This is a genomic window from Pedobacter sp. 05T44, from assembly GCF_056395985.1.
The window spans coordinates 37,145-63,166 of sequence record NZ_JBFTKO010000023.1 but is presented as its reverse complement, the minus strand read 5'-3'; the positions used below and the strand labels follow the sequence as shown (position 1 = coordinate 63,166).

The following is a 26,022-nucleotide window of genomic DNA, read 5'->3' as shown; positions in this document are numbered from 1 at the left end:
TAAGTATATTAAATGCTGTAAATCAATAAGATATGGCTATTTTTAAAGATCATAATATCACTGTAAAACAACTCTTGGGCTTCATTCCCGAGGCGCTGATCGCAAATTTGTCGCTTACTACCAAGATCGATCATTACGCAAAGGTTTTGCATGGTAATAAGCTGTTTTATTTATTGCTTTATGGGATTTTGGACAATGATAGGCTAAGCCAGCGAAGYCTTGAGGACACATTCAACGATTCTGTATTCAAGATACTTTTCAATCTCGATGAAGATGAAAAAGTGCGCAGGAGTTCTATTTCCGAAAGATTGTCCAGGGTTGATCCCGATTATTTCAGACAGATTTATGAGTTCATTTATGAACAGTTTTCCGGGGTCTATACTTTAACACAAAGAAAGCAGTATAATCTCATCCGTGTAGACAGTACGATAGTGAGTGAAACCGCTGGTAAGCTAAGCGAAGGGATAGTTAATCCCGGCAGCAGCAAGAAAGCGGTCAAATATAGTCTTGCCTTCGATGGGATGCTGCCTGGTCTGGCACAGGTGTTCACCAACCCAAAGTATATTAACGAAGACAATGCATTGCCAGAGGTTGTCATGGCGCATGTAAAAAAAGAACCCGGTCATCAGAATATCTATGTACTGGACAGGGGTCTTCAATCCACCAGGACAATGAAAGCATTCAGTGAGAACCAGGTAACTTTCATCTGCCGCGYAAAAGAGAACAGAAAGTTTGAACTAATCCAATCACTCATTGTCGAAGGACAAGATATGGACATGGGCGAATCTATGCTGCTCAGAGATGGTATTGTCAGGCTTTATACGGGTATACCTATAGCCAACAAACGAGGGAACAAGCATTACAGAGAGGAACTGGTGGAAAGTACTTTTCGCCTGGTCATCGTCAAAAGCAAAGCGCAGGAAGGCAAAGAGTACTGGCTGTTAACTAACGATTTCAGCTTGCCTGCTAAAGAAATTGCCCAGGCCTACCGCAGGCGATGGGACATCGAGGTTTTTTTTCGCTTTCTAAAACARGAACTCAACWCAAGCCACTTAGTTTCCCTTAATAAAAATGGCTTGCAGGTGATGTTATACATGACCCTGATAACGAGCATGCTCGTTCTGATATACAAAAAGGCGAATAAACAAGGCTATAAGACCTCAAAACGAAGGTTCGCAATGGAGGTGAGAGACTTAGCTATAGCCTTGATTGTGGTGCAGTGTGGCGGTGAACCTGGTCTGTTTTTCAAAACATAAAAAATGGCCGGAATTTCTTCCGACCATTCGTGGGAATCTCCTGGCCTTTTTTATTTCCTTATAACTTACTTAGTATAAGATAACCTAAATGTATTTCATCTTTTGGGGTATCCACTGCCAAACTGATTTTTAACTTATAATCTTTTTTAATGCTAGCTGGAAGTATATCTTCAATTTCAAACACATCATCAACATCTACACCATACTTATCATCAATATGTGATGTAGCCCCTTCAAATCCAGCGTGTTTATAAAAAGCTGTTTCTTTTGCCTTTTTAATAGCTGTGGCCTTCTCATCAGAAACAGTTAGCATTTTATAGTGAAGCTCGTCGAAATCCCCTTTTTTATAACCACCTAAATTTAAAAAGAAAAGTTTATCAGCAGTAGGTTCATCTTTTTTGCTTACAACTTTTACCTGATACCCATCAACTTCTGTTACCTCTCGCCAGGCATCAATATGTATTTTACCATTTGCCTCCGGCCAAAAAGCAATAATTTCTTCTTTAATATCTTTTAATGAATTACCTACTGTAAAGAAAACATCATGTTGTTCCGTATATCTGCCCGGAGGGGTACAGCCCAGTAGTAACATAAATAATTTTGGTGATTCCATAATACGCATCGGTTTACATACGTCGCTTAAGCTCCTCAATCAATTCCTTACATCTTGCCTCTATCTCTAAAAACACCGGTTCAAAAAGATTATTGTCGAAATATGGATCTGTTACTTCGTTTTCGTCAGTTAAAAACAACTTTACTTTTTTACGTTGTTCTTCACTTGTTGCCAATCGCTGAACGTCCTTTAAGTTATTTCTATCCATAACAAGGATGCTGTCGAATTCGTTAAACATGCTTTTATTGAAATGTTTTGCCCTTTGTGTAGAAATATCATACCCAAAGTTTTTCGCAATAGCGATACTCCTTTTATCAGCAGGCTGATTTACATGCCAGTCACCTGTTCCTGCCGAAGCAACCTCCCAGTCTAATCCTTCTTCATTAATCAAATGCCTCATAACTCCCTCTGCCAATGGCGAGCGACAAATGTTACCAAGGCAAACCATTAGAATCTTCATTATTTATAAATATCATTAAGAATATTTGCCAAACAAACCCCTCCTTTTAGCAGTTGCTCATTCAACAGATTAACAAAGTCAAAGTTGTATTTATAACTCAGCTTATCTTCAGGTTTTGTGTTCTCGTAAATTTTATTGCATGCCATGTAAGATCCATATACAAAATCTTTAAGAGAGCTGTCTCTCCAAACTCTCAATTGTTCATCATTAGGATAATTAATAGCATTCGCATATTCTGTGTAACTCAACTCCTGATACGCTATTAATGATTCGTCCCATACTCTATGTAAATTGGACTTCTCGCCAAACCAGGTAACAAAAACTCTGTTACCCCCTAAATCTTCTTTACGGGCGGTATGCATCGGTTGATTTAAATCACCAACAAGATGTACTAACAAGCGCATGGCAAGTTTTTTCTGATCTKGTGTGCTCTGTTTGTTTTTCAAAACAGAAATCATTTCTGGAACTTTATTGTATACGTTGGCAGCAGTATCTTTATCTAAAAAGTCAAATACACCTTGCTTATCCAATCCTCCAGGCAGGTTTACAAAATGCCAGTTATAGAGATAATTATAAGAAGGATCCGATTTAATAAAATCGCCCCAGTTACTTGCCATAGCTAAGCTTTCATAACCTAACACTCCTTTAATCCCTTTTTTTGCTCTCTTACTTAAATGGCTTTCTGCTATCTGCCCTACTATTCTATGGCCAAGCATTCCCCAGGCTCCTGCGCTTAATGGCATATAAGCAGTTATAGCAAAAACTATAATTATCCTAAAAACCTTACCTACTCTTTTCATCTTTATCTAATTTAATTCCTCAGCATTTATTCTATAAGCTCTGCGGAGTACAAATTATTTTTTCTACTCGCTTTAAATCAACCTCTCTTTGATTATCAGTACCCTCAAGCAATAACCTACTTGTGTCTGCCAATTTAATTTTGAAGGTTTTGATATATTGTCCTATCTGGTAACATCCCGAAATCTTCTGTTTATAATTAGACTTCGTGAAAGTACCTGTCAAAAATACACTGTCAGCTCTAACCTGATAAACTCCCTTAGCGTATTCTTTCCACACTCCATTATTGAAACAGGAATCAGCATAGTAATTCACTTTAGAATTGGTAACCAAGTCTACATAAAATGAATCACAGGTGAATTTGAATTTATATTGTGTATAATTCAGTAATTGATCTGCGTTTAGGATACTATCTTGATTCCAAATCCCCTGTAAAATTGGCGATCCTTCTCCTTGTACATTGGGCATTCTCCTACAAGAGAAGAGTAAGCATAAATACAATAACACAGAAAACAATAATCTCCACGTATATAGGTATTTAGTCATGCCCTATTTTAAGCTACCTACCATATCCTCCGGACGAACCCACTCATCAAATTGCTCTCCGGTAAGCAAGCCCAGTTCTATGGAAGCTTCGCGTAAGGTTTTATTCTCTTTATGTGCTTTTTTTGCAATCTTGGCAGCATTTTCATATCCAACATGAGGATTCAAAGCAGTAACCAGCATCAAAGAATTTTGCAAATGTTTCTTAATTTCCGGTAAATTGGGTAAAATTCCTTCCGCACATTTATCATTAAATGAAACACAGGCATCACCAATTAGCCTTCCTGATTGCAAAACGTTAGCAGCAATAACAGGTTTAAAAACATTCAACTCAAAATGGCCATTACTTCCACCGATACCTACTGTAACATCATTACCCATTACCTGAGCACACACCATAGTCATAGCTTCGGGTTGTGTCGGATTAACTTTACCCGGCATAATAGATGATCCCGGTTCGTTATCTGGAATGATGATTTCACCTATTCCACAACGGGGGCCAGAACTTAGCATCCTTACGTCATTTGCAATCTTCATTAAAGAAACAGCAGTGCGTTTGTAAGCAGCAGAAAGTTCAACCATGGCATCGTGAGCCGCTAATGCCTCAAATTTATTGGGTGCAGTTACAAAAGGAAGTCCTGTTAATTCTGCAATTTTCTTAGCAACAAGAACGTCATATCCCTTAGGTGTATTTAAACCAGTCCCAACAGCCGTTCCACCTAAAGCTAGTTCACTAATCATTACCAAAGCATTTTTTATCGCTCTGACACTGTTGTCTATTTGCTGAACATAACCGGAAAACTCCTGACCCAATGTTAAAGGAGTGGCATCCATAAAATGAGTACGTCCTGTTTTAACGATATCATTAAATTCAATTGTCTTTTTATGTAAAGTGTTACGCAATTTCTCTAATCCAGGTATGGTAATTTCAACTGCTTGTTTATAAGCGGCAATGTGCATAGCTGTAGGATAAGTATCGTTTGATGACTGAGATTTATTTACATCATCATTCGGATGAAGCACCTTTTTATCATCACCCAATAATCCGCCATTTAAAACGTGAGCACGATTTGCGATTACCTCATTGGCATTCATATTACTTTGAGTACCTGAACCCGTTTGCCATATTACTAACGGAAACTGATCATCTAAACCACCTGCTACAACTTCATCGCACGCTTTTGCAATTAATTCAGCCTTCTCCTTTGTTAAAACACCAAGTTCAGTATTGGCTAAGGCAGCAGCTTTTTTCAAATAACCAAATGCATGTATGACTTCCTTTGGCATGGAGGCCTCAGGACCAATCTTAAAGTTATTTCTTGAACGTTCAGTTTGAGCACCCCAATATTTATCAGCAGGCACTTGTACTTCACCCATCGTATCGTGTTCGATTCTAAAATTCATAGTATTCTAAGTTTTATGTTTACAAATTTAAGGTTTTTAAAATTTTTAAAGAGCCCTTTAGTGTMAGATGTTTAATACAACCTCAAAAAAAATCGCAAATAAAATAAAACCTGCAATGTTTAAAACTCTTTTACGTTAAAAGCATTATTATTCCTTAATTTTCGGGCTTTTAAACTGTACACACAATTCATGAGTTATCGTAATATTCTAGCAGTGGCCTCAATGGCCGCCTTTTTATTTATTGCCTGTTCAAATTCGAGAAAAAGCACAACATTACAAGAGCCCAGTAAAGAGCGTACTGTTGAAGATGATAAGGCCGATAGTGTACTTTTAGCATATGACCCTGCAAAAGGTGATAAATGGATAGCTGATTTTGTACAGAACCTTCATAAAAAATATGGTTTTAATGGAAATATGCTCGTTGCAAAGGATGGGAAAATCCTTTATGAAAAAGCAATTGGTTGGGCCGATTATCTTCATCGTGATAGCTTAAAGATAAGCTCTGAATTCGAACTAGCTTCGGTAACTAAAACTTTTACCGGTACAGCTATCATGCAATTGGTCGAACAAGGCAAACTTTCTTTAAATGATGATGTAAAAAAGTTTTACCCTAACTTTCCATACGATGGAATCAAAGTAAAGCTCCTCCTTTCACACCGTAGTGGAATGATGAACTATGTGTATTTCATCGATGACATATGGCGTAAAGAAAAACGCGACATGAAAAAAGGAGTGTCCAACCAGGAAGTGATGCAGGTTATTGCAGAGAAAAAACCAAATCCGTATACTAAACCGGATAATCGATTTCACTATAACAACTCCAACTATATGGTTCTGGCAGCAATTATAGAGAAAGTAACAGGTAAGCCATATTCCGACTACATGATGGAGAACATTTTTAAACCGGCTGGAATGAAGCATACTCATGTTTATTCAACCACTGTTTATCCGAAAATACCAGTAGATGTTGTGGGACATGACCGTTCTTGGAGATACTCTGTAGCGCAAAATTTTCTGGATGGCCCCGTAGGTGATAAAGGGATCTATAGTACACTGCATGATTTGGTCCTATATGACAAAGCTTTAAAAAATGGCAGGCTACTAAAAAAAGCAAGTCTTGATTCCGCCTATACAGGTCACAACAAAGCTATCAACGGGCACTTTAATTACGGGTATGGATGGCGAATATTTGACGGAGATAACGGCCGTAAAGTAGTATATCACACAGGATGGTGGCATGGATTCAGACATATTTATGTGCGTGATGTTCAGAAAAACATTGTTATTATATTTCTGGGTAATCTTACAAACGGGAGCTTACTGCATCTTGATGAACTTTACAAATATCTTAAAACACCTATTATACGTAAAGGTGCTTATTCAGGTTCAGGATCACTACCTGGAAGTGATGAGGATTAAGATATTTTATCAAATGCTATCCCTCTGCTTCTTTTAGAGAGGTAAGTTCTTAGGAGACTATTTTGAGGATTTTCCAGATTAGGATCCGTAGAAAGGGTTTCAATTACAGTATTACGTGCTTCTTGTAGTATCTGCTGATCTTTAGCAAGATCAGCAAGCTTGAGCTCCAGTACACCACTTTGCTGTGTTCCGGAAATATCTCCAGGCCCTCTTAGCTGTAAATCTATTTCCGAAATCTCAAATCCGTTATTTGTTTTTACCATGGTTTCTAAACGCAGCTTACCATCCGGACTTAACTTATTCCCCGACATTAGAATACAAAAGGACTGCTCTGCCCCTCTACCTACTCTTCCACGCAACTGATGTAACTGTGAAAGCCCAAATCGTTCCGCATTTTCAATAACCATTACCGAAGCATTAGGCACATTTACACCAACCTCTATAACTGTTGTGGCTACCATGATTTGTGTTTTGTGATCAATGAAGCGCTGCATTTCAAATTGCTTGTCTGCGTTACTCATCTTTCCATGCACTATGCTAATTTGATAATCGGGTAAAAGAAAGTGATAGCTAAGTTGCTCAATCCCTGCCTCAAGATGTAAAAGATCTAACTTCTCACTCTCCTTTATCAAAGGATATACAATATAAACCTGGCGACCCTTCTTAATCTCTTCCTTCATAAACCCAAACATCCTTAGGCGCTGCCCTTCATAAAGATGTCTTGTTTCAATTGGCTTTCTTCCAACAGGTAATTCGTCAATAATAGACACATCGAGATCCCCATACAATGTCATAGCCAACGTACGGGGAATTGGCGTTGCCGTCATTACCAGGATATGAGGAGGGGTAAGGTTTTTTCTCCAAAGCTTTGCTCGTTGTTCAACACCAAACCGGTGTTGTTCATCAATTACCACAAGTCCCAAATTCTTAAACACAACCTTATCCTCAATCAATGCGTGGGTACCAACCAGAATATCAATCTCACCAGCTTCAAGCTCACTATGAAGTTGTGTTCTTTGCTTCTTTGTGCTGCTGCCTGTAAGAATAGCAACTTTCACTAACCGATCCTTTAACAGATCTACAATAGATTGATAATGCTGACGTGCTAATATCTCTGTAGGAGCCATCATACAGGCCTGATAACCATTATCACTTGCAAGCAGCATACTCATAAGCGCAACAACTGTTTTTCCACTGCCTACATCTCCCTGTACGAGTCGATTCATCTGAATTCCTCTCTGCGTATCAAGCCTAATCTCCTTTATCACCCGTTTCTGTGCATTTGTTAATTCAAATGGCAGAATCTCTTTATAAAAAGTATTTATTCTTTCTCCCACTATATCAAATGAATGACCTTTAAATCTCATTTCCCGTAGCTGCTTATTATGCAATAATTGAAGTTGAATAAAAAACAGCTCTTCAAATTTTAATCTCCGCTCAGCAGATTTCAGCGACTTAACGTCTTTAGGAAAATGAATATTTAGCAATGCTTCTTTCCTGCCAGCCATTTGATATTTTTCCAGAATATGGGAAGGAATGGTTTCTACTATTTCCTTAAGGTTTTGTTCAATTAATAAGGTCTGTAGTTTTTGGATCCCCTTACTATCCAGAAAAAACTTCTTTAGTTTCTCAGTAGAATGATATACGGGTTGTAACCTTAAATTACCTGTTATAGTTGCTGGTCTAGGGTAGTTCTCCAAGTCGGGATGCGAAATACTAAATGAACCATTAAACACAGTGGGTTTCCCAAATACAATATAAACTTTGCCCTTAGTAACGTTTTCATCAACCCACTTCAAACTCTGAAACCATACCAGTTCAATTGAGCCGGTATCATCAGTAAGTCGGGCAACAAGGCGTTTCTTATGTTTTTCGCCTATTTGTTCCTTACTGGTTATCCTGCCAAGTATTTGCACATACGGCAATTCAGGATCTAATTCATTAATCTTATAAAACCTAGTCCTGTCAATATATCTGAAGGGAAAAAAATTCAAGAGATCTTCATAAGTAAAAATACCTAACTCTTTTTGAAAAAGTTCAGCACGTTTAGGCCCAACGCCTTTAAGAAATTCTATAGTCGTATCTAATGTAGAAACAAACAAGGCTTTAAATATTTTTTCTATTAAATGTAAATATATCTTTTATTATGCTCCAATTAAACACAATAACCGAAACTAATAATAACAAATAGGCCGAAAGCTTATGGGAATCAATATGTTCATTAAAATAAAAAATAGCCACGGCAAACGCAATAAGCGGATTAACATAAATAATTATTCCAAGAGTTGATGAAGGGATTCCTATCAAAGCATATAGGCTCATAAATAAAGGAATAATAGTAAATACCACTGCAACTATCGTAATGTTTCCCCAAAACCATAAATCAGTTGGAAAAGATTCGTGTTTACTTATATATAATGGCATCATCAATAGTACGGCCAGTGCAATTTGGATTGCCAGAACGTTTAGCTTATCCAGATTTTTCATTTTGCGCTGTATAATCAAATAGAAAGCATATAAAGTTGCAATAACAACAGACCACGCCACTTCAATAAAAGATCCGGTAGCGAGCAGAATAATGCTAAATAAGGCTATTGCCAATGATAAGAGCTTTAATCTTGATAACTCTTCTTTTAAAAGAATAAAGCCGCCAAATGCCGTAATTAACGGACAAACCATATAAGCAAATGCTGCAGACTGTAAACTGACATTATTTACCGCATAAATGTAGGTATACCAGTTCGAGGTTAAAAGTATAGTGGATGCCACTATCTGCACAACCACTATTTTCCTTTCCTTAGGAGTTACCGATGATAAGTAAGCAATATCACTCTTCAGATACTTACGTCTGAAAATAAAAATGGCAATCCAAATAAAAACCAGGGAAGTAAAAATTCGATAATATAGAATCTCTTCAGAAGGAAATTCTTTAAGATTTCTTAGTGGAATCGAAAAGAATCCCCAGATCGCAAAAGATAAAATACCAGCAAAAAAATACCTGAGATTAGATTTTGGCAAAACCTATCCTTTATAAGCTGTCATAGATATCTCCACATTCACTCCCTTTGGCAATCCTTTTACTGCTACTGTTTCCCGGGCAGGAAAGTTCTTATGAAAGAACGACCCATATATTTCATTTACCTCGGCAAATAGTGCCATATCTGACAAAAAAATAGTTGTCTTAACAACATCCTCAAAACTATAAGAAGCTTCTAGTAAAACAGCCTTAATGTTTCTCATAACCTGATGTGTTTCTTCTGCAATTGAGGATTGTACAACCTCTCCTGACTCGGGGTTTATTGCAATTTGCCCAGATAAAAATAAAAAGCCATTAGCTATTACTGCCTGACTATAAGGGCCAATAGGGGCCGGAGCATTTTTTGTGTTTATTATTCTATTCATTTCAATAAAATCCAATCAATTAATTTCCATAAAATGCCTGCAACAAATACAATAATAGCAGTTGCATTAATAATATGCATTATTTTAATGTTAATGTTAGTGGGCCTGTTAGGGTCTCTTTTTCTAAAAAAATACATCTTACTACAAACTTAGATAAAATAGTCTTAAATAATTTATCAACCTTTTATCCCTCAATTATAAAACCAGAATTAATTTAATTGGGAAGTAATTGAAAATATTTTGAATAGATGCATTTTATTAAAATAGCATCGGCCTACAAATAAAAAAAGGGTCCCAAATTTTGGGACCCTTTTTTAAGTATTGTTGTTAGAAAGTATTAGTTTCTAGCTGTTTCAACACGACGATTTTGGATACGACCTTCTTCAGTATCGTTAGAAGCAATTGGATTAGCTTCGCCAAAACCTTTAGTTACAACTTGACTAGCGTTAACACCAGAGTTAACTAAGTAAGTTTTAACAGAATTAGCTCTGTCTTTAGATAATTTCAAATTGTATGCAGCAGTACCTTCGCTTGAAGCGTAACCGTTTACAGCTACTTTACCACCGTTTTCACGCAATACTGAAGATAATTTATCTAAAGTAGGGTAAGCTTCAGTTTTTAAAACTGATGAGTTAAATTCAAATTGGATAGTTTCGAAACCAGTAACGTTGCTAGCAGGAGCAGTTTCAGTTACTTTAGGTAGAGGACATCCTGAACCATCAACAGCAGTACCTGCAGGAGTTCCTGGGCATTTGTCAAACTGATCAGAAACACCGTCACCATCAGAATCTTTTTTCAAACCTTCAACAGCTTGCTCAACATTAGCAACACGAGCTTTTAAAGCTTCAACTTCTTGACGTAATGAAGGATCTTTCAATTCATCATACATTAAAGCAAGTGGGTTAACCCAATCCAAGTTCGGTTTAGATTTAGAACCTAGAGAGAATTCTAATCCAGCATATCCGTAAGAGAATTTATCTTTGTTAGAAGCACCGTTTGCATAAGTTCCGTCAAAGTTATCTCCATCAATAAAGTGCATAGTATAACCTAAGTTAAATGATACACGCTCAGAAACTTTGAATTTAACACCAGCACCTACTGGGATATAAGCTTCTTTAACATAAGTTTTAGCATCGTGTCTGTCATTAACATTACCTATAGCTTTATCTTTCCAGTCGATACCATCAACTTTAGGAGCATAAGCGATTAAACCGTAACCAGCAGTAACGAAGAAGTTAACTGAGTTCTCACGACGTAAGAAGTCAACAGTAGCAACGTTAACAACACCTCTGATGTCAGCAGAATAGCCAATTTCAGTTTCAAATTCTTTAGGAGAAGCTGAAGCGTTTTTGCTTGATCCAGAAACTTTTCCACGGAAAATGTTACCTTCAATACCAAATGCATGACCTAATTGTTTTCTTAGTGAGATACCGTAACCTAAGTTAACGTCCATCTTATTGAAATCATTAGTACCACCGATAGCAACAAATGGAGATAAAACACCACCGTTGATTCCGAAAGACCAAGATCTGTACTGACCCCTTCCACCAAATACCTTGGCCGAAGAAGAAGTTCCAGTAGAATCTTGAGCGTTAGCTAGAGAGGTTACTCCCATCAACGCAACAAAAGAAACTGCTAGACTCTTTTTTAAAGTAGAATAATTCATAATTTTCTTTTTTAAGGTTAAACAAATTTTAATTGTATGTTTTTTTTGTGTAGCAAAATTAAACAAATTTTTAATTTCTCAAAACACTTGTACAAACTCTGTTCCAAATTTATTAAATACCGACAATTATGCAAACATAATACGAATAGTATTTATGTTTTGCATTAAAAAAATATCAATAAAAATGAATCCTCAATTCATTACTGCATAAAAAGCGCAAAAACAGCGTTAACGGCCATTACGATAGCTTTTATAATCAGAGAGTCTAACCTCAGTATGTAAAACAAAAGTTATATGTTGTCAAAAACAATTAACATTTTTTAAACATTGTCCTATTCCTGTATACAGAAAAGTCCTGTTTTTAAGACAAAATCAGCTAAATCCATTGATCGGTAAACTTATAAATGTTAAAATCAGGTCTTTTCAATGCTTTTACAAGTTCTGAATGAAGTTTAACTTTATCAACATTTTTCATTCGATAGTGCGCTATTATCTTAAATGCCTTTTCAGCTAGTAACCATGCCTTCTGTTTTCCATCAGATTCAACAGGAATTGTCAACCATTCGCAGAGTTCCTCTATGCCCTCCTTTTTATCTGCAACAGTTTTAAAAACTGGAATCTCTTGATGCAAAACTAACTTCTTCAAGGTGTTAGTAAACACATCAGCTCCCTCCCGATCTGCTTTGTTTACAACAAACCCCTGAGCTATTTCCATTATTCCCGACTTTATACTTTGGATTTCATCTCCTGATTCCGGCACTAAAACAACTACTGTTTTATCTGCAAGTCCGGCAATTTCAATTTCAGACTGCCCAACTCCAACAGTTTCTACAATAATCATATCGAAATCAGCCGCCCGCATCACATCAATCATTTCAATGGTTTTTGCGGAGATTCCCCCCAATGCGCCCCTTGTTGCAACAGATCTGATATATACATTAGGATTGTTAAACTGCTGTGACATTCTTATACGATCACCGAGTAATGAACCAAAATTAAACGGAGAAGTGGGGTCAACTGCCAGAATGGCTATTTTTTTATTCTGCTTAGCAAACTGTTCAGTTATTGCGTTTACAAGGGTACTTTTTCCTGCACCCGGGGGACCAGTAATTCCAATTATCGGAACTGCTGATTTAACATTAAGCATTCGCAAGATATCTGCAGAGGGTGCAATATCATTTTCAACCAATGTTAAGGCTCTTGCCAAAGCCAAAAAGTTTCCCTGCTCAATTCCTTTTAAAAGGGGATAATTGGTATCCATTAATAAACTATCTTTGATACAAAGAAATAGAATTTATTCATTATTTAACGTCTTATTCCTAACATCTTTTTTATTCTAAAATGTCAATACCAAAAATCATACATCAAACTTTCAAATCAAAGAACCTGCCTCTAATTACGCGTTGGCATATCTATAAATTCTTAAAAAGAAATCCCGACTACCAGTATGAATTTTATGACGATGAAAGGATCGAGAAATTCCTCTCAGAAGAATTTGATAATGAAACATTTAAACTATATCAAAAACTTAATATCGGTGCGGCAAAAGCAGACTTTTTCAGGTATGCAATCCTGTTAAAAAAAGGTGGAATATATTTAGATATTGACTGCAATGTTAAACAGAATTTCGATCAATTTATCAGACCAGATGACGTAGCAGTATTATCTCCTGAAAAGAATCCTATTTGTTATGTACAATGGGCATTGTTTTTTGAATCTGGTCACCCTTTCCTTCAAAGGACTATGGAACTGATGCTTGAGAACATCAGAAAAAACGAATTCCCACACGATGTACATAAGATGACTGGACCTACCGTATACACAGCTGCAATCAATGATTGTTTGTCAAAGGATCCGGATATCCCGCATAGAACATTCGGAGTTGAATATGCACCCTATCTTAAAGACAAGTACAAACTGGCAAAGTTTTTCTTGTATGAAAAAAAATCCAATCACTGGAAAAAACTCCAGGTCTCATCAACCGTATTAAAGCCCGAATAAATTCACACATCAATATTATACAAGAAAGGAGCAAATTTCATTGAATTATAAATTAGGGCACATAAGTTGTAAATTTGAGCCTTTATCCCAATCTACCTAATGCAAAAACAAATTACGGCTGCTTTATTAATTTCTACCTACAATTGGCCTGCAGCATTGGATCTGGTCCTGTCCAGTGTTTTACTGCAGTCCAAAATGCCTGATGAAATCCTCATTGCTGATGACGGATCAACCGAGGAGACTAAAACAATAATTGAAAAATACAAAAAGCTATTTAAGATTCCTGTATTACATTTTTGGCAGGAGGATCACGGATTTAGGAAGACCCTTATCTTAAATAAAGCTATTGCAGGTGCAAAAAGCGATTATATTATCGAAATAGATGGAGATATCATTATTCACAGAAAATTTATTGAAGACCATATAAACTTCGCAATGCCGGGCACCTTTGTAAGGGCAAGCCGCGGTTACCTTAATAAAGAACTCTCCGCTAAGCTAATCAGCAAGGAGATTTCCAAAATCAACATCTTCAGTAAAAACATTGCTAATTTTTTCAGTGTCGTTCGTATTCCCTTTTTGTGGCCTCTTTTCGAAAAAAAATACAAAATCAAAGGTGCCGAATTATATGAAATTCATGGATGCAACATGGCGTTCTGGCGTTCTGATGCAATAAAGGTAAATGGGTATAATGAAAGTTTTATTGGATGGGGTCCGGAGGACAAGGAGTTTATTGCCCGATTTTTAAATATAGGATTGCAAAAACGGTTCCTTAAGCTTGGCGCAGTTGCATTTCATATCTATCATAAGGAAAATTCCAGAGCTTCTTTAGCAGAAAACGAGATATTATTTAAGGAGACTATAGCGCTTAAAAAAGTTTATTGTGAATCCGGTATAGACAAATATTTATAGGCATGAATAACAAAATTTCTGTAACTCTTGTTATATCAACATATAATTGGCCAAAGGCACTCGAGCTCGTTTTTAAGAGCATTTTAAATTTAAGGGTGTTCCCAAATGAAATAATTATTGCTGATGATGGTTCAGATGACAGAACAAAAGCAACAATAGAAGAATTTAAGCAACAAATAAAGGTACCCGTTAAACATCTGTGGCAAGAAGATCTTGGTTTCAGAAAAACCATTATTATGAATAGAGCCATCTCTTCTGCATCTGGCAATTACATAATACAAATAGATGGCGATATTATTTTACATCCAAAATTTATTGCCGATCATATAGAAGAAGCTCAGCATGGTTACTATATAAAGGGAAGCAGATCAATGCTTTCAGCAGACTTAACCAACACCATCATAAGTACCAAGAACATTCGCATCAGTTCTCTAACCAAAGGGGTAGGCAGTAAAATAAATGCTAGTTATTTGCCTATTTTTTCAGGCTTCTTTAAAGGCAATCATTTTCGATCTAACAATCTAAGGGGCTGCAATTTCTCGTTTTGGAAGCACGATTTTATTGCAGTAAATGGTTACAATAATGACCTGGAAGGCTGGGGCCATGAAGACATTGAACTAGCTGCAAGGTTAACAAACCTTGGAATCAGACAAAGACAATTAAAATTAAAAGCAGTTTGCTTTCACCTTTATCATCGAATAAATTCCAGGCATAACGAGGACGTTAATTTCAAAAAATACCTCAATGCTGTCAGAAAAAAGATTATTCGTTGTAAAAATGGAATTATAACCGAGTTATAGAAAACAGTACCAACAGAAGGATCATTTTTACAATCTTCCATTTATTTAATCTGAACCATTTCGGGTTTTCCTTAGTAAATCCCATTTCAATCCGCTCGGCAAAACCTGACACTCGGCCTCTTGATAAACTTTCAAACAGATATCCTGACTCATAACAGTTCTTGATCCAAAAAAGATTTAAAGCCACAGAAAATGAAAAGACTTTTGACTTATAAAAGACCTTAATGAGGTTAGTTAAAACCTCTGCAAAAAGAATCAGGGCCATCAGCAAAACCAATTCATTAATGGAATAAAAAATCGCGACTAAAGGCGAACAAATCAACAAAATAAGAAGAGACTCTGAGGTATTCAGGAAATCATGGTAAGTATAAGACTTAATTGTATCAAGTATCGCGATATCGGCTGCGCCACGTCCATATCTAAAAATCCGCTCAGTTTGGATGGCTCCATTATTCCACCACGGATGTTCCACAACTGCATCAGGTACAGGAACATACTTTTCATTATACAATAAGCTATTCCTAAGCAGAAATTCTATATCCTCTCCACCTTTATCCAGCTTTTCGTTAAACAAAGTCATATCCATTTTTGCTCTGTTTAACATAACATTAGCAGTTGGCACCCACACCAAGGGCTTGTTATCTAAAGCCGCCTTAAAATGTCCTGTCGTGCCATTAATATCCATAGCCCGGGTTGCAGCATTAAATGGTAATGGAAAATTAGTTACTCCTGCAAAACCAATAGAATCCGGGTTCTTTTTAATTGCTTCCGCATATGCTACCAAAAGTTTTTTCGAGGGTACAATATCATCGTCCAATAACAAAATCCATTTACCCTTCCCCAATCTAATACCATTATTCCTAGTTTTAGAAAACCCCAGATTAATTTCATTCTTAACCAGGTTGATTTTATTCTCAGTGGCTAATTTTACAATTTCATCAGGTATAACTAACAAAGGATTATCCGCAACAATATAAAAATCCACTAAAAACCCTTCCGGTCTTTCAATATTGAAAATATCTAAAAGTACATCCTCATCTAACCTGAAAGAAGGTATTACTATGTCAATTGAAGTGTTTTGGTACATGAAATACAAATATACACCGTTTTATATTACACTGTCATTTTAATATATTTGAACATGATAAAAGATGCAGCCTTTGCTGATATTGAGAATAAAAACACCAATCCAACATTAACAATAATTATAGCCACCTATAATGCCGGCACATATATTGAAACTTGTCTTAAATCTATAATAGAAAACGTAAAAACGACATACCAGCTAATAATTGTCGATGGCTTAAGTGCTGACAATACCCTATCACTAATTAGCAAATATGAAGAACATGTTGATACCTTAATTAGTGAAAAAGATCATGGCATATATGATGCAATGAATAAAGCGGTAACATACATTAAAGGAAAATGGGTTCTATTTTTAGGTGCAGATGATCGGCTACTACCTACATTCAATCAAATGGAAAATTTCCTGATTGAGGAGAATACCATTTATTATGGCAATGGTAAAAATAAGAACCATTTACTTGGAGGGGCCTTTACAAAATACCAGGTGGCTAAAAAGAATCTTTGCCACCAGTGTATATTTTATCCCAAAGCTGTTTTTAATAAATATCAATACTCCTTAAGCTACCCTGTGTTTGCAGACTACTTACTCAACATTCAGTGCTGGGGAGATAATGATTTCAAAAAGGTTTACAAAAATGTGGATATCACCTATTACAATATGGAAGGCTTTTCTTCTTATGCAGAAGACAAACTATTCAGACAAGACAAACCGAAATTAGTAAAGCAATATCTTGGGAATATAGTCTATATAAGATATATGATCAGAAAATTTAAAGAATCGAAAAAAGCAGATAGCAAATTCTTTTAAGAGTGCCTCAGCGACTTAAACAACACACATTTCCTAGTACAATTATATAGTAAGACTAAATAACGTACCTTTGCCCTTATAATTAAGCATTTAATGAAAACCTACTTTAGATTATTATCCTTTGCAAAACCCATTGAAAAATTTGCAATTCCTTACGTTATCACTACCCTATTATATATCCTTTTTAACACACTAAATTTAGCTTTACTAGCCCCTTTATTAGACACCCTCTTTAACAAAAAAACAGCCATTTCTACCACTGAAGTAGCAAAAACAGCTGAAGTAGCAGAAAAATCCTGGTTTGATGTTATGGCTCATTTTAGGGAATTAACTGATTACCTTATACACACTCATGGTGAACAGCAGACTCTAAAATATATATGCTTAGTAATTGTAGCATCTGTGTTTCTTTCTAACATTTTTAAATATTTCTCCGCTTTCACTATGGAGAATCTTCGTGTTCACACGTTGCTAAATCTTCGTAAAACGGTGTTCAATAATGTGATGAATCTACATTTGGGTTATTTTAACAGTCAACGAAAGGGAGATATTATTTCAAAAGTTTCATCAGATGTACAAGTAGTGCAATTTACTGTTACCAATACATTACAAGTAGTTTTTAAAGAGCCGGTAACACTAATTGTCTATATGGTTTTACTTTTCTCTATCTCTGTAAAACTTACCCTTTTCTCCTTATTGATCATTCCTTTAGCCGGACTTATAATTGCAAAAATTGTAAAGAGATTAAGGCAACAGGCAACCAGGGCACATGAAACATTTGCAAACATGCTGGGATATCTAGATGAAGCGCTTAGTGGGATCAAGATCGTTAAAGCATTCAATGCCACAGAATATGTAAAAGACAGATTTCACCAGGAGAATGTAACCTACTCAAATATTACCCGAAAAATGGCCAGAAGACAGCAACTTGCTTCTCCCGTTTCTGAGTTTCTTGGAGTACTAATGGTAGCCGGAATCGTGTACTACGGCGGATCACTTATATTAGCTGGAGAAGCAACCTTAAAATCTGCAGAGTTTATAGCTTATATAGCTGTGTTTTCTCAGGTAACACGTCCCGCAAAAGCATTATCCGATGCTTTTAGTGGCATACATACTGGTCTTGCGGCAGGTAAGCGTGTCCTGGACTTGATAGATGAAAAACCTGCTATCGTTGACAAACCGAATGCGATCAAGATCAAATCATTTGAAAACACTATCAGTTTTAAAGACGTATCATTCTCTTACGGTGATAGAAAGATCCTAAAACATGTAAATGTAGTAATACCAAAGGGCAAAACTGTTGCTTTAGTAGGGCCATCAGGAGGTGGAAAATCAACACTAATGGATTTACTTCCCCGATTCATAGAACCAGAATCAGGTACCATTTCTATCGACGGCATTAATATCAGCGAAGTAAATACAGATTCACTAAGAAGTCAGATGGGATTTGTTAATCAGGAATCCATATTATTTAATGATACTATCTTTAACAATATAGCCTTTGCAAAACCAGATGCCACGAAAGAACAAGTAATGAGAGCGGCAAAAATTGCTAATGCTCACGAATTCATCATGGTTACTGATAATGGTTATGAGACATCTATTGGCGACAGGGGTATACGTTTATCGGGTGGACAAAGACAAAGGTTGTGCATTGCAAGAGCAATACTAGGTAACCCTCCAATAATGCTTTTAGATGAGGCAACCTCTGCCCTCGATACAGAATCAGAAAAACTTGTACAGGATGCATTATATAAGCTTATGGAAAACCGTACTTCCCTAATCATTGCACATCGCCTGTCAACAATACAAAATGCAGATCTAATTATAGTTTTAGATAACGGTACTGTTGTAGAACAAGGATCCCACAATGAATTAATGGGCAATAATGCACTTTATAGAAGGTTAATAGATATGCAGACGTTCTCTGAATAATTTTTAACTAATCGTTTCTGTAGAATGCTTTGATCGATTCTGTTATATGATAAATCTGCTTTTCATCAAGCTCATAAAATAAGGGCAACCGAACAAGTCTTTCAGTATAATAATCTGCATTATTAAGTATTCTCCCATCATGTTTATGAGCATAGTAAGGCGATGTATGCAAAGAAATATAATGAAATACTGCATGTACTTGATCTTTGCTCAGGTGCTCAATTAAAGCATTCCGTTCTTCAAAATCTTTACAGACCACATAAAACATATGAGCATTATTTGTAGCATAGAGCGGCACAATAGGCAACTTTAATAACCCTTTTACTTGCACCTCTTCTAAATATTCATAGTATAAATTCCACAGGTACTTTCTTTTTGATTGAATTTCATCTAGATTTTCGAGTTGCGCATATAAAAATGCCGCTGTAATCTCCGAAGGCAAAAATGAAGAGCCAATATCTACCCAACCATATTTATCAACCTCCCCTCTGAAAAAAGAAGATCTATTAGTTCCTTTTTCCCATATAATCTCAGCCCGTTCTGCAAATCGTTCGTCATTAACCACCAACATTCCTCCTTCACCTGCTATGATATTCTTGGTCTCATGAAAAGAGAAGGCAGACAAATGGCCGAAGCCTCCTAATTCCTTTCCAGAACAATAAGAATCTATTGCTTGTGCAGCATCTTCAACTACAAATAAATTATGTTCTTTTGCCACCTGCATTAATTTATTCATATCACAAGCCATCCCTGCATAATGCACAGGAACTATCGCTTTTGTTTTTGACGTAATCAAACTTTCAATTAAATCAATGTCAAGATTCGGGCTTTCTTCAGAACTATCCGCAAAAACAACATTGGCACCTCTTAAAATAAAAGGATTTGCAGTAGATACAAAGGTATAGGAAGGAATAATGACCTCATCGCCTGGCTGAATATCAAGTAGTATAGCCGCCATTTCCAATGCGTCAGTACAACTTGTGGTAAGCAATACTTTATGAAAGTTGTATCGTTGTTCTATTAACTGCTGGCATCTTTTAGTAAAAAGGCCATTACCGGAAAGTTTTCCCGACATAACCGCCTGGTAGATATAATGAGTTTCTTTTCCTGTCAAATAAGGCTTATTAAATGGGATCATTGTAATTGACTTTCTATAACCAAAAATGATAGAAATATTCTACCTTTTCTATTCTGTAACCGTAACTATTATATAAAGCACATGCAGCTTTATTTGCACCTTGTGTAACAACTTGAATTTTTGAAGCTTTATTTTTAACAGCGAACTCCTCAGCGGCTCTTAATAATGTTTTCCCAATCCCCTTGCCTCTGGCACTCTCTCTTACACTAATAATCCCAATATTAACCAGATTATGATTACTCTTTAAGTCTAACGTGATTACTCCTAGAATCGTATTATCATCGACATATACAAGCACTTTATCTGCCAAGATACCTTCAATAGAATTAATCATCCATTCTTTATATAATGCCTCATATTTAATCTCTTCTATATTAGGATCAATTTTATATCTTGAATAAATACCGCTTGCAATTCCCAATTGTAACAGCTCATGTAAATTAAAATTATCATTATACTCAAAGGTGTATTTATCAGAATATGCGTTGGATAAACAACCTTCTTTATAAAAGGTCGTCTTTCTATCAACCAATAAACCATTAAATTCCTTTAGCAGAAGAGTATTATCTTGGATTTTATTTGCAGAAGCGTAATAGACCAATCGTACATCCTGTTTTAGGAAAGCCAAACATTCAATTAATTCTTGATCGGATAAATTATTCCTATGGATTTTTGCAACAGGATAGCCAAAAAAGTCGGTATCCCATCGTAATATTTCATAAGGTTGTTTCACAGTTTAGGATTATTTTAATAAATTACTTAAAACGTCTTCTTTTACACTTACCTTAAATAGTTCATTTATATTTTCTACATTCTTCTTTCTAATATCATCAGACAAGGGGTGAATGAATTCATTAAAAGATAATTGCGAAATCTTTGCTGAATTACCTATAAACACATCATTAATCTTTAAAAACTTATATGTACTGCTTTTTTCATTAATAAAAACCTTTTTACCCCGATATAAAAGAGCCAAAGTATTCCCAGCAGCCTGTGTTCTATAATGGTTCATGATTGCAACATCTACCTCGTCCAAAATTCGGTAATAAGCTTCACGATTCATAAAATGGCGCAAACAAACCACCTTATCCTCGCCAAACATTCTAACCGCCTTCTGCTCTATAAGATCTCCATATTTTTTATTTCCATAATTGAGTGGAATGATTAACTTGATATTTTCTCCTTTAAATCTCTCTAAATCATCCAACATCTCCAAATGATTATTTGTCACTGTATCAGAATTCCCAAGTAGTAAAGAAATTGGTCTATCTTCTTGGCTTGGCTTTGAGGTAATATTTGAGCCTTCAGATGGATTAAAATTATAAAAAAAATAAGTATACGAAGCTTGGGTTGTATAGTGCTCAAGTATCCATTGATGATCTATAATATTCCAGCTTAAAAAATAATTCAAACGTCCAAAAAAAGCCTTCCTGATTTCCCAAACTTTTTGATCATTTGCTTTATACTTCCAATATCTGTTAGCTAAAGTTTTATAGAAGCGTTTTATCTTTAAGAGGTTCCATTTAACCTTTGGTCGCTCTTCATGCTTTTCAAAATAATTCAGACTTTGCGCCCCATATATTGTTTTCTTAAACATTGAATATGGAATTTCCACGATATCACCTCCCCAGAAAAATAATCCTATCTTAATATTTTCTGGTAATTTGAGCACAAAATTAATGGCTGCATCAGAGGCCCAATGAATAAAAACTTTATCACCCTCACTTATATTTTTTACCGTTTCTAAAAACAACTCGGTACCATAAGGAGCAAAAATTGCCTTATCAGATTTAACGTGTTTTACCTTTTCCTGGGGCCAGTCAATAATATAAATGTTATTCCCCGGTGCAGTTTTTTCTCCATCAATAATAAAATCATTAATAAATTTATCATCGATCATTAAATGGTAATTCATGGCAGCAATATGTATTTAGAAATTATTTAAAAGCTTAGTTACTTTCACAATATCTTCTTCATTATGAAAATAAGAAATAGGTAAACTTAAAGTCGTATTGTGTATCTCTGTTGAAATTGGATATTCACCTTCAATAATGCCTTTCATTGCTTCCTGGTTATGAGGTGCAACAGGATAGTGGATTTCTGTTTTTACTCCGTTCTGAAGCAGATAATCCCTGAGCTGATCCCTTCTCTGGTGTCTGATATTAAAGATATGATAAACATCAAAAAAATCAGGGTCCACCTTAGGTAGAACAAAATCTGACCCCAACTCTTGCAGATAATACGAAGCCAGTTTCCTTTTGTGGCTGTTAATATCATCCAAATGCTTAAGTTTTAAAGATAAGAAACCAGCCTGCACTTCATCCAGCCTTGAATTATACCCCACAAGTTCGTTTACATATTTTATCCTGGAACCATAATTTCTCAATGTTCTAATTTGATCCGAAAGACCTGCGTCATTTGTTGTTATAGCCCCGGCATCGCCCAAAGCACCCAAATTTTTAGTAGGGTAGAAACTAAAGGCTCCGAAATCACCAAAGTTACCGGCCTTCTTACCTTTATATTGAGCTCCATGCGCCTGAGCACAATCCTCAATAATCTTCAGTTGATGTTTATTGGCAAGGTGTATAATCGGATCCATATCACAAACCTTTCCGTACAAATGGACAACCATTATTGCCTTTGTTCGAGAAGTGATCTTCTCTTCGATCAACTTTGGATCAATATTATATGTAGCAATATCAGGTTCAACCAATACCGGTTTCAAATCATTTTGAATAATTGACAGTATTGTCGCGATGTAGGTATTTGATGGAACAAGAACCTCGTCTTCTGGTTTGAAATCGAAACATTTTAGCGCTAATGAAAGCGCATCAAGCCCGGAAGCCAGTCCAACACAATAAGACGTATTACAATAAGCAGCAAACTCCTTTTCAAACACTGCTACATTATTTCCTAAAATATACCAGCCACCCTCCAGAGTATTATTAAATGATTCCCTGAAAGCATCAAAAAATGGCTGATTTAATTTCTTTAAATTTTCATAATCTATCATATGTAATTCTCATAGATATAGTCTTCTGCATCAAAATACTCCGAAGCAAGAACCATTAAAATAGCATCATCAGTAAAATTCTTCATTTGGTGCCAATCCTTGGGCTCTAGAATTAAGCATTTATCCGGTGTATCCAGTGTAAACTCCTCTTCCTTCTCCCCATCATTATTCGTTATAATACAGCTTCCCTGAATACAAATTGCTGCTTGTATAGTTTTATGATGCCTATGTCCTCCACGAACAGAGTCATCAACTCCATAAATGTAAAATATACGTTTTACATCAAAAGGAATCACTTTTTCAATTACCGTGAGATTGCCACGTGCATCTGTAAAGGTTTTTAAACTGATTTGATATGCCATTACTTAATTAAGTATCTCGTTTTATAATAATTATTTAAATGCCCAAAAACATGGAATCTATACATTCTTCGTAATGATTTATTAATGCGCGGTATTTCTTTGATTTCATGAAATAAATTGTCTTTTGAAATCGAACGTAATTCTTTCTCCACCTCCTTTAAGGCAATAACATATGGCTTATAGATGTTAGTTAAATGTCCATGAGTCAACTCATAATGACCCAGGTGGAAGGCGTCTTTTTCACAATATTTTAAATCATGAAAATGATAAAATATCAAATCAAAGGTTTCATCCGTTCCATTTACCTTTCCAAATAAACGATCTCCAACAGTAGATATAGTATACTGCTGTGCATTCCATGGTGCTACGCCACCGCCCAAATGTTGAAGCTCATGTACCCCCTTAAAACGCTCACACCAATCATCCAGATACTTCTGATCTCCAAACTTATTATCCTCGAAACGATTATAACACCATTCTATACAGGCATCTTTCCACCACTTTAAAACAGTTCTGCCTTGTTTATCATTTTTAAAGTAAACAAATTGAACACAGTACTTACCGCTTGTAGCCGTTTGGTCGTATTCAGGCGTATAACGATGGTCGGTAATAATTACTGAATCATCTTCGCCAAGCTCGTCAAATAAAACAGTTGGATCTGCAAAGAAAAGCAGATCAGCATCTATATAAGTACACGATGGCAATTCATAAGTATCCAAACAATATTCAACTGTTGCCGGAGTACAGGTCCAGCAATACTCAGCAGTTGTACGGGTAGGTTTTATTGACAAAAGTTCCTCATTCTCAAAAGTACCCAACGAAATAATCGTCGCTTTTTCAAGATTCAGCTCATTCAGTATAGAATATGAAACATCATCAAATGCAAATATGTATAAATGAAAATCCTTACAATGTTTAGCCAGTGAATTATACATGACTAACCCGCGGGTAAGATATATGGAATTAAATAACGTACAAAAATTTAACATATTTATGATGTAGACTTACCTACCTGTAAAACGATACTTTACCCAACGCTTAAAGCGCTTTCTAATCTGTTTGAAACGTGACCAGTTGTTTAATGATATAAAAAACTCTTTAAAGGCTAAATATGCCCTTTTATTATGCTCTACAGGTATTTCATTAACCGAAATACGCTCTAAATAAAGTTCAACATTGTGTGAATCATCAGAAGCGCAATGAACACCACTATTGTCCCAGCCAATATCCTGAGCTAATGATTTTCCCGGATACAGGGTCAGTTTATTTTTTATAAATGCAGCACCATACCAACGTACAGCCCACGAATTGTTTCTTCCTGCAATCTGATCTTCCAGCATTTTTATGTAAGGATAAGAGCCATCAAAATTGAACCTCCATGTCCATTTATTCTGCAAAATAATATTCAATATCTTCTTACCATCTGGTTCAAACAATTGCCACTGCTTGTTCCATGTACCCCATGCACCACAATCGGCGCCATAAATGAAAAAAGAATCTGGCAGTTGTTTCTTTACAGGATATAGATAACCACAAATACATGCAACCCGGTCATCATTCTCATACCGCACTAAAGCGTCATTCATAAAACTGAGGAAATACGGTGCAACTTCCATATCATCTTCCACAACTATGACTTTACCATACTGAGCCACGATTTCGGTAACACCTCTAATAACGTTTTCGGCCAGGCCAAGATTAATTGGTTGCTCTACAATCCTAATACTCGGAAATCCGGATATCTGATGAATATATGCCCTTACTTCATTTACAGACGCTTCATCTTTTGCCTGCCTTGCTCCATCACTATAAATTATTAAATTACTAGAGCCGGCTTCAACATTAGCCAGCAAAGAATTTACTACTCTCTGTAAATGCTGGGTTCGATTGTAACAAAATAAAACGATAGGGGCTAAGGACATTTATATTTAAAAGTTGCAAAAAGCAAATATAACTATAAAATCATATTCTGACTAGCATTTTAAGGTTTAAGAGGGGGCTTTAAATATTTTACTTAACAAAAAATTGTTATGAAAATCCATTCACACTCGCAATCTCAATAACTCTTCAACATCATCTTAAAAGTTTTAATGTTGTTGACTCCTTTTGCAAGTTACCGCTCCAGCTTTAACGATCTGATTTTGCTGTTATGCGCAAGTGAACCATAGAATATCATACATCCGACGATTGTACCTAACTTAGTAATTTTAAAAGTACTTATGATTCAACTTTAGCAGACCTTCAGTAGTCAAAAAAAGATACATACCTTGATGTTATACCCACTTAATCGAAAGAATAAGCCAGACCGAATGTCACAGCTGATGTCTTATTATATCTTGGTTCCTACATTATCATTATCTTTTTTTGCTGGTCTGTTATTGATTGATAATAATGTCCCTTTAAATA

At 35.8% G+C, this 26,022-nt stretch carries 26 protein-coding genes; 7 read left to right on the top strand and 19 right to left on the bottom strand.

Annotated features, from left to right (window positions below):
• Nucleotides 1-74: 74 nt before the first annotated feature.
• Nucleotides 75-1,256, top strand: a complete 1,182-nt coding sequence (locus tag AC1DDK_RS23880; RefSeq protein WP_477634110.1) for an IS4 family transposase — start codon at nucleotides 75-77, stop codon at nucleotides 1,254-1,256.
• Nucleotides 1,257-1,314: 58 nt separating this feature from the next.
• Here AC1DDK_RS23880 and AC1DDK_RS23875 read toward each other — a convergent pair whose 3' ends face one another.
• The 5 genes from AC1DDK_RS23875 to fumC are packed head-to-tail and all read right to left on the bottom strand — an operon-like array spanning nucleotide 1,315 to nucleotide 5,074.
• Entirely contained in the window at nucleotides 1,315-1,869 is a 555-nt protein-coding gene (locus AC1DDK_RS23875; RefSeq protein WP_172659183.1) for a DUF1543 domain-containing protein, read from the bottom strand.
• Between the two features lie 13 nt (nucleotides 1,870-1,882).
• Nucleotides 1,883-2,329, bottom strand: a complete 447-nt coding sequence (locus AC1DDK_RS23870) for a low molecular weight protein-tyrosine-phosphatase (protein ID WP_172659184.1) — start codon at nucleotides 2,327-2,329, stop codon at nucleotides 1,883-1,885.
• The gene (locus AC1DDK_RS23865; protein ID WP_477634109.1) at nucleotides 2,329-3,129 is read right to left on the bottom strand and encodes a S1/P1 nuclease; all 801 of its coding nucleotides are present in this window, start codon (nucleotides 3,127-3,129) and stop codon (nucleotides 2,329-2,331) included. Before AC1DDK_RS23865 ends, AC1DDK_RS23870 begins: the two co-directional genes overlap by 1 nt.
• Before the next feature lie 31 nt (nucleotides 3,130-3,160).
• Complete coding sequence (locus tag AC1DDK_RS23860) at nucleotides 3,161-3,673, bottom strand: fumarate hydratase (protein ID WP_288884021.1); 513 nt, start codon at nucleotides 3,671-3,673, stop codon at nucleotides 3,161-3,163.
• Nucleotides 3,674-3,676: 3 nt separating this feature from the next.
• Complete coding sequence (fumC, locus tag AC1DDK_RS23855) at nucleotides 3,677-5,074, bottom strand: class II fumarate hydratase (RefSeq protein WP_172659187.1); 1,398 nt, start codon at nucleotides 5,072-5,074, stop codon at nucleotides 3,677-3,679.
• Between the two features lie 189 nt (nucleotides 5,075-5,263).
• Between fumC and AC1DDK_RS23850 the strand changes: the two genes are divergently transcribed.
• Complete coding sequence (locus tag AC1DDK_RS23850; protein WP_172659188.1) at nucleotides 5,264-6,493, top strand: serine hydrolase domain-containing protein; 1,230 nt, start codon at nucleotides 5,264-5,266, stop codon at nucleotides 6,491-6,493.
• Here AC1DDK_RS23850 and recG read toward each other — a convergent pair.
• The 6 genes from recG to meaB form a co-directional block, all read right to left on the bottom strand.
• On the bottom strand, nucleotides 6,490-8,595 hold the full coding sequence (gene recG, locus AC1DDK_RS23845; protein WP_337718244.1) for an ATP-dependent DNA helicase RecG: 2,106 nt from the start codon (nucleotides 8,593-8,595) through the stop codon (nucleotides 6,490-6,492). The genes AC1DDK_RS23850 and recG overlap by 4 nt on opposite strands.
• Before the next feature lie 4 nt (nucleotides 8,596-8,599).
• On the bottom strand, nucleotides 8,600-9,511 hold the full coding sequence (locus AC1DDK_RS23840) for an EamA family transporter (RefSeq protein WP_172659190.1): 912 nt from the start codon (nucleotides 9,509-9,511) through the stop codon (nucleotides 8,600-8,602).
• Between the two features lie 3 nt (nucleotides 9,512-9,514).
• Nucleotides 9,515-9,895, bottom strand: a complete 381-nt coding sequence (locus AC1DDK_RS23835) for a RidA family protein (protein WP_288884017.1) — start codon at nucleotides 9,893-9,895, stop codon at nucleotides 9,515-9,517.
• Entirely contained in the window at nucleotides 9,892-10,032 is a 141-nt protein-coding gene (locus AC1DDK_RS23830; protein ID WP_317171623.1) for a DUF6728 family protein, read from the bottom strand. The genes AC1DDK_RS23835 and AC1DDK_RS23830 overlap by 4 nt, the downstream gene beginning before the upstream one ends.
• A gap of 200 nt (nucleotides 10,033-10,232) precedes the next feature.
• Nucleotides 10,233-11,561 carry an OmpA family protein gene (locus tag AC1DDK_RS23825; protein ID WP_477634108.1) on the bottom strand — a complete coding sequence of 443 codons (1,329 nt, stop codon included), beginning with the start codon at nucleotides 11,559-11,561 and terminating at the stop codon, nucleotides 10,233-10,235.
• A gap of 376 nt (nucleotides 11,562-11,937) precedes the next feature.
• On the bottom strand, nucleotides 11,938-12,822 hold the full coding sequence (gene meaB / locus AC1DDK_RS23820) for a methylmalonyl Co-A mutase-associated GTPase MeaB (RefSeq protein WP_172659193.1): 885 nt from the start codon (nucleotides 12,820-12,822) through the stop codon (nucleotides 11,938-11,940).
• Between the two features lie 80 nt (nucleotides 12,823-12,902).
• Between meaB and AC1DDK_RS23815 the strand changes: the two genes are divergently transcribed.
• From AC1DDK_RS23815 to AC1DDK_RS23805, 3 genes are all read left to right on the top strand, one after another.
• Nucleotides 12,903-13,562, top strand: coding sequence for a glycosyltransferase family 32 protein (locus tag AC1DDK_RS23815; RefSeq protein WP_288884014.1), 660 nt, complete (start codon nucleotides 12,903-12,905; stop codon nucleotides 13,560-13,562).
• A gap of 99 nt (nucleotides 13,563-13,661) precedes the next feature.
• Nucleotides 13,662-14,471, top strand: a complete 810-nt coding sequence (locus tag AC1DDK_RS23810) for a glycosyltransferase family 2 protein (protein ID WP_288884012.1) — start codon at nucleotides 13,662-13,664, stop codon at nucleotides 14,469-14,471.
• A 2-nt stretch (nucleotides 14,472-14,473) separates the two neighbouring features.
• Nucleotides 14,474-15,271, top strand: a complete 798-nt coding sequence (locus AC1DDK_RS23805; RefSeq protein ID WP_172659196.1) for a glycosyltransferase family 2 protein — start codon at nucleotides 14,474-14,476, stop codon at nucleotides 15,269-15,271.
• Here the strand turns inward: AC1DDK_RS23805 and AC1DDK_RS23800 are convergent.
• The gene (locus tag AC1DDK_RS23800) at nucleotides 15,255-16,358 is read right to left on the bottom strand and encodes a glycosyltransferase family 2 protein (RefSeq protein ID WP_288884010.1); all 1,104 of its coding nucleotides are present in this window, start codon (nucleotides 16,356-16,358) and stop codon (nucleotides 15,255-15,257) included. The genes AC1DDK_RS23805 and AC1DDK_RS23800 overlap by 17 nt on opposite strands.
• Nucleotides 16,359-16,412: 54 nt before the next feature.
• Between AC1DDK_RS23800 and AC1DDK_RS23795 the strand changes: the two genes are divergently transcribed.
• The gene (locus tag AC1DDK_RS23795) at nucleotides 16,413-17,168 is read left to right on the top strand and encodes a glycosyltransferase (RefSeq protein WP_288884008.1); all 756 of its coding nucleotides are present in this window, start codon (nucleotides 16,413-16,415) and stop codon (nucleotides 17,166-17,168) included.
• A 93-nt stretch (nucleotides 17,169-17,261) separates the two neighbouring features.
• Nucleotides 17,262-19,103 (top strand): ABC transporter ATP-binding protein, encoded by a 1,842-nt coding sequence (locus AC1DDK_RS23790; protein ID WP_288884006.1) that lies wholly within the window; start codon nucleotides 17,262-17,264, stop codon nucleotides 19,101-19,103.
• 7 nt (nucleotides 19,104-19,110) lie between these two features.
• Here the strand turns inward: AC1DDK_RS23790 and rffA are convergent, their stop codons facing one another.
• The 7 genes from rffA to AC1DDK_RS23755 all read right to left on the bottom strand — a co-directional run bounded on the left by rffA (nucleotide 19,111) and on the right by AC1DDK_RS23755 (nucleotide 25,538).
• Nucleotides 19,111-20,241, bottom strand: a complete 1,131-nt coding sequence (rffA, locus tag AC1DDK_RS23785) for a dTDP-4-amino-4,6-dideoxygalactose transaminase (protein ID WP_288884004.1) — start codon at nucleotides 20,239-20,241, stop codon at nucleotides 19,111-19,113.
• A 13-nt stretch (nucleotides 20,242-20,254) separates the two neighbouring features.
• Nucleotides 20,255-20,974, bottom strand: coding sequence for a GNAT family N-acetyltransferase (locus AC1DDK_RS23780; RefSeq protein ID WP_288884002.1), 720 nt, complete (start codon nucleotides 20,972-20,974; stop codon nucleotides 20,255-20,257).
• Between the two features lie 9 nt (nucleotides 20,975-20,983).
• The gene (locus tag AC1DDK_RS23775) at nucleotides 20,984-22,141 is read right to left on the bottom strand and encodes a TDP-N-acetylfucosamine:lipid II N-acetylfucosaminyltransferase family protein (protein ID WP_288884001.1); all 1,158 of its coding nucleotides are present in this window, start codon (nucleotides 22,139-22,141) and stop codon (nucleotides 20,984-20,986) included.
• Nucleotides 22,142-22,171: 30 nt separating this feature from the next.
• On the bottom strand, nucleotides 22,172-23,254 hold the full coding sequence (locus AC1DDK_RS23770; protein ID WP_288884000.1) for a DegT/DnrJ/EryC1/StrS family aminotransferase: 1,083 nt from the start codon (nucleotides 23,252-23,254) through the stop codon (nucleotides 22,172-22,174).
• On the bottom strand, nucleotides 23,251-23,616 hold the full coding sequence (locus AC1DDK_RS23765; RefSeq protein WP_068886790.1) for a sugar 3,4-ketoisomerase: 366 nt from the start codon (nucleotides 23,614-23,616) through the stop codon (nucleotides 23,251-23,253). Before AC1DDK_RS23765 ends, AC1DDK_RS23770 begins: the two co-directional genes overlap by 4 nt.
• The gene (locus AC1DDK_RS23760) at nucleotides 23,616-24,551 is read right to left on the bottom strand and encodes a glycosyl transferase (protein WP_288883998.1); all 936 of its coding nucleotides are present in this window, start codon (nucleotides 24,549-24,551) and stop codon (nucleotides 23,616-23,618) included. The genes AC1DDK_RS23765 and AC1DDK_RS23760 overlap by 1 nt, the downstream gene beginning before the upstream one ends.
• Before the next feature lie 69 nt (nucleotides 24,552-24,620).
• Nucleotides 24,621-25,538, bottom strand: coding sequence for a glycosyltransferase (locus AC1DDK_RS23755; protein WP_288883996.1), 918 nt, complete (start codon nucleotides 25,536-25,538; stop codon nucleotides 24,621-24,623).
• Nucleotides 25,539-26,022: the final 484 nt, after the last annotated feature.